Raw genomic sequence first — 9656 nt, forward strand, 5'->3', positions numbered from 1 at the left:
CTGCATGGCGCCATCGACCCGTTGCGCCGCCAGCTGGCACAGGGCCAGCGCGAACTGGCGCTGGCGCTCGACGGGTTCCTGCAGGGCAAGGAACTCAGCCGGGGCCAGTGCGACACGGCGCGCGCGGTGCTCTGCCAGATCGCCCGCCATCTGGTCGAATCCGGCGGTCCGGCCGGAGAGGGCATGCGCGAATTGCACGACCGCCACAGCCCGCGCACCCTGGCCCAGATCAAGCAGGACGCTGCCGATGCGCTGCGCGCGCGGCTGGAGTCGGTGCTGGGCGAGCCGCTGAACGACGAGGGCCAGGACCTCAGTGCCGAACAGTTGCTGCGGGCCGGCATGGCGCGCTTGCGCCGAGCCCAGGAAGAAGAACAAGACAAGAAGCGCGAAGCCGCGCAGGCCAAACGCGAACGCAAAAAACCCGGCGCCGCGCTGCGCCAGACCGAGCAGCATGACGCCGACACCCTGTTGCGCCGCCTGTTCCGCCAGCTGGCCAGCGCCCTGCACCCCGACCGGGAAACCGACCCGCAAGCCCGCCTGAAGAAGACCGCGCTCATGAGCGAGGCCAACGCGGCCTACGAAAAGCGCGACCTCGTCACCTTGCTGCAGATCCAGAGCCGCGCCGAGCTGGCCGACCCCGAAGCGGTGCACAAGCTGTCGGATGAACGCCTGGCCTCGCTCACCTTGCTGCTCAAAGCCCAGGTGGCCGAGCTGGAGCGCGAGCGCGCCGGTCGGCAGAACGCGTTGGCGGATGAGTTTGATTTGCCCGATGGGCTGTCACCCAACGCCAACACGCTGCTGCAAAACCGGATCGATCAGGCGCAGGGGCTGGAGGCGGCGATCGCCGACATCGAACACGACCTGGAGCAGGTGAGCAACGGCGTTCGTGTGAAGCGCTGGCTCAACGCGCAGCGCGACACCGTCATGCGCGAGCGCTGAAGCCCTCGATCAACGAGCGAGTGATTTCGGCCGCCGGCAGGTCGCGGCAGCCGCTGGCGTTCTGCCCTGACCACAGCGGTGAAAAGTCACCACTGCCCTTGGCTTCCCAGTGCGCACGCAGCGGCGCCATGGCCGCGCCGGCCAGCGGAAACGCGGGCGCTACCGGGTTCATGGGGCCCAGTTCGCGCATCACGCGGTTGACGATGCCGCGCGCCGGGCGGCCGGTGAACAGGTGCGTCAAGGCCGTGTGGTGCGCCGCTTCGCTCTGCAGCGCAGCGCGGTGCAGGGCGCTGGTGGTGGCCTCCGTGCTGCACAAGTAGGCCGTGCCCACCTGCACGCCCGAGGCGCCCAGCGCCATGGCCGCGGCCACCCCCGCCGCATCGGCAATGCCGCCGGCTGCAACCACCGGCAGGCTCACGGCCGCCACGATCTGCGGCAGCAGCGCAAACGTGCCCACCTGCGTCGTGAGGTCGTCGGTGAGGAACATGCCGCGGTGGCCGCCGGCCTCCACGCCCTGGGCAATGATCACGTCGGCACCAAAGGCTTCCAGCCAGTGCGCCTCTTCCACCGTGGTGGCCGAGGCCAGCACCACACTGCCCCAGCTTTTCACGCGGTCCAGCAGGTCCAGGTCGGGCAGGCCGAAATGGAAGCTCACCACCTTGGGCTTGAAACGTTCCAGCAAATCGGCAGAGGAGCTGTTGAACGGCACGCGCCCCGGGCCGGCGGGTACGGCGTCGATGTCCAGCCCGGCTTCGCGGTAGTAGGTGGCCAGCCAGGCGCGCCAGGCGGCCTCGCGCGCTTCGTCGGGCACGGGTGGTGTGTGGCAGAAGAAGTTGACGTTGTACGGCCGTGTGGTGCCGACGGCCAGCGCGCTCAGTTCGCGCTCCAGTGCATCGGGCCCGAGCATGGCGCAGGGCAAAGAGCCCAGCGCGCCTGCGTTGCTCACCGCAACAGCGAGCGCGGCGCCCTGCACGCCGGCCATGGGCGCCTGGATCAGGGGGAAGTCGGTACCGAGCAGCGAGGTGAGTGCGTTCATGCGCGCATTCTCCGCGCGGCCATTGGCCGGGTAAACCCTCAAACGTGTAACAGGCCATTCATTTAACATGTTAACTAAATGAGCGACGCCACCCCCTTCATCCACCGCAACCTGCCGCGCCTGCTGCTCGAAGCCCGCGAAGCCGTGATGCTGCACACCCGGCCCAGCCTGCGCGAGCACGGCCTGAGCGACCAGCAGTGGCGCGTGTTGCGCGTGCTCGGCGAACACGCGCGCCTGCCCGGCGGCGTGGAAACGGGCCGCGTGGCGCGCGAAGCTTTTCTGCTCGGCCCCAGCCTCACCGGCGTGCTCACCCGCATGGAGCGCGACGGCCTGATCGCGCGCGGTCGCTGTCCGCAGGACGCTCGGCGCACCGTGGTGCGCGCCACGCCGGCCGGGCTGAAACTCGTCAAGCGACTGTCCACCACCATTGAGTCGCACTACGCGTGGATGGAAGAGCGCCTGGGCAAGGCGCGGCTGGCGCAGCTGTATGGATTGCTCGACGAGGTGATCGCGCTGGAGCAGCCGGTCGAAGTCACCGAAGAGGACACCGAATGAACAACCACTGGATGCCCGAGGGCACCGTCTACGGCACGCTGATGAACTTCCACCGCGAGCACGCGCTGTGGGCGCCACGCATGACCGAGGCCCCTTACAAGGCGCCGCCGCAAGCGCCGGTGCTTTACATCAAGACCGCCAACACCTTCACCGCTGCCGGCCACAGCATCGCGCTGCCCGCTGGCCAACCGGTGGCGGTGGCCGCGACGCTCGGGCTGGTGATGGGCGATACCGGCGTGGCGGGCGCCGTGCTGTTCAACGACCTGGCCATCGTGCACGAGAGCTACTACCGCCCGCCCGTGAAGTTCCAGTGCGTGGACGGCTTCCTCGGCATCGGCCCCGAGTGCGTGCCGCTGCAGCGCCTGGGCGGACTGGATGGTCTGAACGGCTTGCAGCTGGAGCTGCGCATCAACGGCGTGCACCGCCAGACCACGGCGCTGGCCGAGCTGGTGCGCGACGCCGCCACGCTGCTGGCCGACGTCAACGAATTCATGACGCTGCGCCTCGGCGACGTGTTGATGCTGGGCAGCGATTGTTTGCCTGATGGCTCGCGCCCGTTGGTGCACGCGGGCGACACGGTGGAGATCAGCGCCACCGGCTTCAAGCCGGCGGTGCACAGCTTCCTGGCGGAGGAGAAACCATGAAGCACGCCCGCATCGCCTGGGCCGGCGCGGTTCACGACGCAGTCGAAGTCGACGGCCAACTGGAATTGCTCACCCCGGCCTTCAAGGGTCGCCGCGTGGCATTCGACGAGGTCGTGTGGCTGCCGCCGCTCGCCCCCAACCCACCCGGTCGCCCGCGCACCATCCTCGCGCTCGGCCTGAACTACGCCGACCACGCGAAAGAACTCGCCTTCAAGGCTCCCGACGAACCACTCGCCTTTCTGAAGGGCGAAGCCAGCCTCACCGGCCACCGCGGTTTCACTGTGCGCCCGGTCGGCGTGCAGCACATGCACTACGAATGTGAACTCGCGGTGGTGATCGGCCGCACCGCCAAACGAGTGAATAAACCGGATGCACTGGACTTTGTGGCCGGTTACACCGTGGCCAACGACTACGCGATCCGCGACTACCTGGAGAACTGGTACCGCCCCAACCTGCGCGTGAAGAACCGCGACACCTGCACACCCATCGGGCCCTGGCTGGTGGATGCGGCGGAAGTGCCCGACCCGATGAACCTCGCGTTGCAGACCACCGTGAACGGAAAAGTCACACAGCAGGGCAGCACGCGCGACATGATCTTCGACGTGCCCACGCTGATCGAGTACTTCAGCGCCTTCATGACGCTGCAACCCGGGGACCTCATCCTCACCGGCACGCCCGACGGCGTGGTCGACTGCCAGCCCGGCGATGTGGTAGTCACGTCCATCGAAGGCATCGGCGATCTGGTCAACACCATCACGGGGCCCGCCCTCACCCCAACCCAATTTCCAGTCCTGTGCCAGCGGGAGAGGGAGAAAGACAAGACATGACCATCCAGCACCTCATCAACGGCCAGTCCGTGGCCAGCGCCACCACCTTCGAAACCATCAACCCCGCCACGCAGGACGTGCTGGCCGAGGTGAGCGCCGGTGGCACGGACGAGGTCAACGCGGCGGTGCAGGCCGCCAAAGACGCATTCCCGAAGTGGGCCGGCCTGCCCGCGACCGAGCGCGCCAAGCTCATGCGCAAGCTCGGTGAACTGATCGCGGCCCACGTGCCCGAGATCGCCCAGACCGAGACCAACGACAGCGGCCAGGTGATTTCGCAAACCGGCAAACAGCTCATCCCGCGCGCGGCCGACAACTTCCACTACTTTGCCGAGATGTGCACTCGCGTGGACGGCCACACCTACCCCACGCCCACGCACCTGAATTACACGCTGTTCCACCCGGTCGGCGTCTGTGCACTCATCAGCCCGTGGAACGTGCCGTTCATGACGGCCACCTGGAAGGTCGCGCCGTGTCTCGCATTCGGCAACACCGCGGTGTTGAAGATGAGCGAACTCAGCCCGCTCACCGCCGCGCGCCTGGGTGAGCTGGCACTGGAGGCCGGCATTCCGCCCGGCGTGTTGAACGTGGTGCACGGCTACGGCAAGGAAGCGGGCGAGCCGCTGTGCGCGCACCCCGACGTGCGCGCCATCTCGTTCACCGGGTCCACGGCCACCGGCAACCGCATCGTGCAAAGCGCGGGCCTGAAGAAGTTCAGCATGGAGCTGGGCGGCAAGAGTCCGTTCGTGATCTTCGACGACGCGAATCTGGACCGGGCCCTGGACGCTGCCGTGTTCATGATTTTCAGCAACAACGGCGAGCGCTGCACGGCGGGCAGCCGCATCCTGGTGCAGCAGAGCATCTACGCCGACTTCGCGCAGAAGTTCGCCGAGCGCGCGAAGCGCATCACCGTGGGCGATCCGCTGGATGAAAAAACCATCGTCGGCCCGATGATCAGCCGGGCGCATCTGGCGAAGGTGCGCAGCTACATCGAGCTGGGTCCCAAAGAGGGCGCCACGCTGCTCTGCGGCGGGCTGGACCGGCCGTCGTACGCGGCCGAGTTGCCCACGCGTGTGGCGAAAGGCAACTATGTGTGGCCCACCGTGTTTGCCGACGTGGACAACCGCATGCGCATCGCGCAAGAGGAAATCTTCGGGCCCGTGGCTTGCCTCATTCCGTTTCGCGACGAGGCGCATGCGATCGAGCTGGCCAATGACATCCAGTACGGTCTGTCCAGCTATGTGTGGACGGAGAACCTGGGCCGGGCGCACCGGGTGGCGGCGGCGGTGGAGGCGGGCATGTGTTTCGTCAACTCGCAGAACGTGCGGGATCTGCGCCAGCCGTTTGGCGGCACCAAGGCGAGCGGCACGGGGCGTGAGGGGGGCACCTGGAGTTATGAGGTGTTTCTGGAGCCGAAGAACGTGGCGGTGTCTTTGGGGTCGCATCACATTCCGCATTGGGGGGGTTGAAATGCTCTCACTCATGCGTGTGGGCGGGAGCGAGCGGACACGGCGCTCTGCTCCGCGAATGTCCCCCGGCGGCTGGAGCCGCCTCCTCCTTTATTTCGCTGCGCAGAGCGCCATGCCCGCTCGCTCCGAAGCAGCGTGCGGGCGCTCACCGAATCGCATGCGAGGCCCGCAGTGGTTTGAAACCCTGGGGTGTCCACCGCAGCGAAATAAAGGAGGAGGGGCCAAAGGCCCCGGGGGACATTCGCGGAGGTGGGCGCCCCAGGGTTTCAAACCACGGAGCAACCAGCAAGCAGCAAGGAGGAACAAGACATGGGAAAACTAGCCCTGGTAGCCAAAGTCACCCACGTCCCCTCGATGTACCTCAGCGAACTCGACGGTCCGAGAAAGGGCACGCGACAGGACGCCATCGACGGCCACAAAGAGATCAGCCGCCGCTGCCGCGAACTCGGCGTGGACACCATCGTCGTCTTCGACACCCACTGGCTCGTCAACGCCAGCTACCACCTCAACTGCGCACCGCACTTTGAAGGCCGCTACACCAGCAACGAACTGCCGCACTTCATCAGCAACCTGCCGTTCGAGATTCCCGGCAACCCCGCCCTCGGGAAACTGCTGGCCAAGGTTTGCAACGAACACGGCGTGGAAACCCTGGCACACCACGCCACCACATTGGGCCCCGAGTACGGCACCCTCGTGCCCATGCGCTACATGAACGCCGACCAGCACTTCAAGGCCATCTCGGTCTCCGCGCTGTGCCAGGCCCACTACCTCAACGACAGCGTGCGCCTGGGTTGGGCCATGCGCAAAGCTGTGGAAGACCATTACGACGGCACCGTCGCGTTTCTCGCGAGCGGCTCGCTCAGCCACCGCTTCGCCCAGAACGGCCTGGCGCCCGACTACGCGTTCAAGATCTGGAGCCCCTTCCTGGAGACGCTCGACCGCCGCGTGGTGCAGATGTGGGAGCAGGGCGAGTGGAAAACCTTCTGCGAGATGCTGCCCGAGTACGCCGCCAAAGGCCACGGCGAAGGCTTCATGCACGACACGGCGATGATGTTGGGCGCGCTCGGCTGGAGCGACTACGAAGGCCAGGCCGAAGTCGTTACGCCCTACTTCGGTGCCTCCGGCACCGGCCAGATCAACGCCGTTTTCCCCGTCACACCGCAGACTGGTGCCGCCATTCCCGCTGCACAAGCCTCAGCTGCGCAGGGTTACCAAACCGTCTCCCGACTCTGACCACCATGCCCCACCTCGTCATCCTCTACACCCCCAACCTCGACAAGCCCGAATCGGAGGGTGGTATCGACATGAGCCGCCTGTGCCGCGCCCTGTGCGACGCCATGCTCGCCGTGCGCGACGAAACCGACAAGCAGGTGTTCCCCACCGGCGGCACACGCGTGCTCGCCTACCCCGCTGCGCACAGCGCCGTGGCCGACGGCGGTGCGGCCGGCGAGGCCGCCGGCCTGGGCAGCGACTACGCGTTTGTCTACATGAACGTGCGCATGGCCAAGGGCCGCAGCGCGCTCACGCACCAGCGCGTGGGCGATGCGCTGCAGGCTTGCGTGAAAACCAACTTCGCGGCGCAGCTCGCCGCACGCCCCATCGGCATCACCGTGCAGGTGGACGAGGGTCATGAGGTGTTCGACGCCAAGAACAGCTCCATCCACCCGCTGTTCAACCGGGGCTGACTGCTCAACAAGGACACCATGTTTGACGACACCCTCATCCAGCAACTCGCCGCCGAGCTCGACCTCGCCGAGAAAACCCGCACGCCGCTGGAGCACTTCTCCAAGCGCTTCCCCGGCATGACCATCGAAGACGGCTACCGCGTCGGCCGCGCCTGGGTGGCGTTGCAGGTGGCCGGCGGCAACAAGGTCATCGGCCACAAGATCGGTCTCACCAGCCGCGCCATGCAGATGGCCAGCCAGATCGACGAGCCCGACTTCGGCACCCTGCTGCAAAGCATGCTGTTCACCGCGCCGGCAGGCCAGGTGCTGGAGATTCCCGCCAGCCGCTTCATCGCGCCGCGCGTGGAGGTCGAACTCGCCTTCGTGCTCAAGGCCCCGCTCAAGGGCACCGGCGTGACGGTGGCCGACGTGATCAATGCCACCGATTACGTGACGCCGGCCATCGAGATCATCGACGCGCGCATCGAGCAGTTCGACCGCCATACCAAGGTCATGCGCAAGGTGTTCGACACCATCAGCGACAACGCGGCCAACGCCGGCATCGTGATGGGCTCGGGCGACGAGCGTTACCACGCCGACCCGCTAACCACCGACCTGCCCTGGTGCGGTGCCGTGCTCACGCAAAACGGCGTGGTGGAAGAAACAGGCCTCGCTGCCGGCGTGCAGGGCCACCCCGCCATCGGCATCGCCTGGCTGGCGCACAAGCTCGCGCCCTGGGGCGAGTCGCTGCGCGCGGGCCAGATCGTGCTGGCCGGCTCGTTCACGCGGCCGGTGGCCGCCAAGGCGGGTGACCTGTTCGAGGCCGACTACGGCCCGCTCGGTTGCCTGAAGTTCAAGTTCGTCTGAGACCGACATGCAAACACCCATCAACACATTCAAACAGGCGCTCGCCGCCGGCACACCGCAGATCGGCCTGTGGGCCGCGCTGGCCAGCGCCTACAGCACCGAGCTGCTCGCCGGCATCGGGTACGACTGGCTGCTGATCGATGGTGAACACGCACCCAACGACGTGCGCAACACGTTGGCGCAGTTGCAGGCCGTGGCCAGTGCGCAGCAGGCTTTTGGCGACGCGCGTTCCCACCCCATCGTCCGCGTGCCCGTGGGCACGGGCGACGTGGGCGTGGCCCTCATCAAACAGCACCTCGACATTGGCGCGCAGACCCTGCTGGTGCCCATGATCGACACGGCCGAGCAAGCCGATCTGGTGGTCAAGGCCACGCGCTACGCACCCGCCGGCATCCGCGGCATGGGCAGCGCGCTGGCACGGGCCTCGCGCTGGCAGGCGCACGCACGTTACGTCCACGAGGCCAACGACCAGATCTGTGTGCTGGTGCAGGTGGAAACGGTGGAGGCCATGAAGAACCTCGACGCCATCGCCGCCACGCCGGGGGTGGACGGTGTGTTCATCGGCCCTTCCGACCTGAGCGCCTCCATGGGCCACCCGGGTAACGCAGGTCACCCCGACGTGCAGGCCGTCATTGCCGATGGCGTGCGCCGTATCCGCGCCGCCGGCAAGGCGCCCGGCATCCTGGCCACCAGTGAGGCGGGCGCGAAACAGTGGCTGGCCGCCGGCGCCTTGTTCGTGGCCGTGGGGGCCGACACCATGCTGCTGGCAGCGGGCGCTTCGCAGTTGCTCGCCCAGTTCAAGGGTCCGGTAGCGACCGGCCCCAACACTTACTGAGGGAGACCAACATGAACGCCGCCCTGCAAGCCACCACCGTGCTGCCTCCCGGCATGCACCCCGACGAATGGGCCACCCGCCTGGAGCTCGCCGCGTGTTACCGCGTGTTCGCGATGCTGGGCTGGACGGAGATGATCTACAACCACATCACGCTGCGGTTGCCCGACTCGGTGACCATTGGCGAGAAGCAGTTCTTGATCAATCCGTTCGGGCTGCATTACTCCGAGGTAACCGCCAGCAATCTTGTGAAGATCAATTTGAAAGGCGAAGTGCTGGACGGTTCAAGCCACCGCGTCAACCCCGCCGGGTTCACCGTGCACGCCGCCATTCATGACGGCCTGCCCGGCGCGCACTGCGTGATGCACACCCACACGACAGCCGGCGTGGCCGTGGCCTGCCTCAAGGACGGCCTGCAGCAGACCAACTTCTACACCGCGCAGCTGCACGGCATGCTGGCCTACCACGACTTTGAAGGCATCACCATCCACGCCGAGGAAGCGCCGCGCCTGCTCAAAAGCATCGGCAACAAGCCGGCGGTGATCCTGCGCAACCACGGCCTGCTGGCCTGGGGCGCCACCGTGCCGCAGACCTTCGCCATCCTGTGGACGCTGCAACGCGCCTGCGAAATCCAGCTGGCCACCTTCAGCATGGGTGGGGCTGCGGCTGCGATACCTGTTGCCGAGGCGATCGCTGCGAGATGTACGCGCGACGCGCTACAGTTCAGCCCCGACCACGGCGCAGGCCGTGACGTGTTCGACGCGCTGGTGAGGCAGGTGAACCGCCTCGACAGCAGCTACCTGGAGTGAGCACCTGATGCCAACGG

At 67.0% G+C, this 9656-nt stretch carries 11 protein-coding genes; 10 read left to right on the top strand and 1 reads right to left on the bottom strand.

What is annotated here, in order from left to right:
• The coding region (locus tag Q0C59_RS16475; protein ID WP_291217510.1) for a hypothetical protein at positions 1–939 on the top strand (939 nt) is incomplete at its 5' end.
• Here the strand turns inward: Q0C59_RS16475 and Q0C59_RS16480 are convergent.
• Positions 923–1975 carry a nitronate monooxygenase family protein gene (locus Q0C59_RS16480; protein WP_291217512.1) on the bottom strand — a complete coding sequence of 351 codons (1053 nt, stop codon included), beginning with the start codon at positions 1973–1975 and terminating at the stop codon, positions 923–925. The genes Q0C59_RS16475 and Q0C59_RS16480 overlap by 17 nt on opposite strands.
• A gap of 78 nt (positions 1976–2053) precedes the next feature.
• On the opposite strand from Q0C59_RS16480, the gene hpaR reads away from it, so the two are divergent.
• The 9 genes from hpaR to Q0C59_RS16525 all read left to right on the top strand — a co-directional run bounded on the left by hpaR (position 2054) and on the right by Q0C59_RS16525 (position 9639).
• The gene (gene hpaR / locus Q0C59_RS16485) at positions 2054–2530 is read left to right on the top strand and encodes a homoprotocatechuate degradation operon regulator HpaR (protein ID WP_291217515.1); all 477 of its coding nucleotides are present in this window, start codon (positions 2054–2056) and stop codon (positions 2528–2530) included.
• Positions 2527–3174 (top strand): fumarylacetoacetate hydrolase family protein, encoded by a 648-nt coding sequence (locus Q0C59_RS16490; RefSeq protein ID WP_291217517.1) that lies wholly within the window; start codon positions 2527–2529, stop codon positions 3172–3174. The genes hpaR and Q0C59_RS16490 overlap by 4 nt, the downstream gene beginning before the upstream one ends.
• Entirely contained in the window at positions 3171–4001 is an 831-nt protein-coding gene (locus Q0C59_RS16495) for a fumarylacetoacetate hydrolase family protein (protein ID WP_291217519.1), read from the top strand. Before Q0C59_RS16490 ends, Q0C59_RS16495 begins: the two co-directional genes overlap by 4 nt.
• The gene (hpaE, locus tag Q0C59_RS16500) at positions 3998–5467 is read left to right on the top strand and encodes a 5-carboxymethyl-2-hydroxymuconate semialdehyde dehydrogenase (protein WP_291217521.1); all 1470 of its coding nucleotides are present in this window, start codon (positions 3998–4000) and stop codon (positions 5465–5467) included. The genes Q0C59_RS16495 and hpaE overlap by 4 nt, the downstream gene beginning before the upstream one ends.
• A gap of 309 nt (positions 5468–5776) precedes the next feature.
• Entirely contained in the window at positions 5777–6700 is a 924-nt protein-coding gene (gene hpaD, locus Q0C59_RS16505) for a 3,4-dihydroxyphenylacetate 2,3-dioxygenase (protein ID WP_291217523.1), read from the top strand.
• A gap of 5 nt (positions 6701–6705) precedes the next feature.
• Positions 6706–7152, top strand: a complete 447-nt coding sequence (locus tag Q0C59_RS16510) for a 5-carboxymethyl-2-hydroxymuconate isomerase (RefSeq protein WP_291217525.1) — start codon at positions 6706–6708, stop codon at positions 7150–7152.
• Positions 7153–7170: 18 nt separating this feature from the next.
• A complete protein-coding gene (gene hpaH, locus Q0C59_RS16515) occupies positions 7171–7998 on the top strand; it encodes a 2-oxo-hept-4-ene-1,7-dioate hydratase (RefSeq protein ID WP_291217527.1) in 828 nt (275 codons plus the stop codon).
• 7 nt (positions 7999–8005) lie between these two features.
• Positions 8006–8833, top strand: a complete 828-nt coding sequence (locus tag Q0C59_RS16520) for an HpcH/HpaI aldolase/citrate lyase family protein (RefSeq protein ID WP_291217529.1) — start codon at positions 8006–8008, stop codon at positions 8831–8833.
• An 11-nt stretch (positions 8834–8844) separates the two neighbouring features.
• Positions 8845–9639, top strand: a complete 795-nt coding sequence (locus Q0C59_RS16525; protein ID WP_291217531.1) for a class II aldolase/adducin family protein — start codon at positions 8845–8847, stop codon at positions 9637–9639.
• Positions 9640–9656: the final 17 nt, after the last annotated feature.

The organism is Hydrogenophaga sp., from assembly GCF_022844385.1.
Classification (GTDB): Bacteria; Pseudomonadota; Gammaproteobacteria; order Burkholderiales; family Burkholderiaceae_C; genus Hydrogenophaga.

Coding starts and splice junctions, on each gene's coding strand:
- hpaR (WP_291217515.1), top strand. CDS start 2,054: ATGAGCGACGCCACCCCCTTCATCCACCGCAACCTGCCGCGCCTGCTG.
- Q0C59_RS16510 (WP_291217525.1), top strand. CDS start 6,706: ATGCCCCACCTCGTCATCCTCTACACCCCCAACCTCGACAAGCCCGAA.
- hpaE (WP_291217521.1), top strand. CDS start 3,998: ATGACCATCCAGCACCTCATCAACGGCCAGTCCGTGGCCAGCGCCACC.
- Q0C59_RS16520 (WP_291217529.1), top strand. CDS start 8,006: ATGCAAACACCCATCAACACATTCAAACAGGCGCTCGCCGCCGGCACA.
- Q0C59_RS16480 (WP_291217512.1), bottom strand. CDS start 1,975: ATGAACGCACTCACCTCGCTGCTCGGTACCGACTTCCCCCTGATCCAG.
- Q0C59_RS16495 (WP_291217519.1), top strand. CDS start 3,171: ATGAAGCACGCCCGCATCGCCTGGGCCGGCGCGGTTCACGACGCAGTC.
- Q0C59_RS16490 (WP_291217517.1), top strand. CDS start 2,527: ATGAACAACCACTGGATGCCCGAGGGCACCGTCTACGGCACGCTGATG.
- hpaH (WP_291217527.1), top strand. CDS start 7,171: ATGTTTGACGACACCCTCATCCAGCAACTCGCCGCCGAGCTCGACCTC.
- Q0C59_RS16525 (WP_291217531.1), top strand. CDS start 8,845: ATGAACGCCGCCCTGCAAGCCACCACCGTGCTGCCTCCCGGCATGCAC.
- hpaD (WP_291217523.1), top strand. CDS start 5,777: ATGGGAAAACTAGCCCTGGTAGCCAAAGTCACCCACGTCCCCTCGATG.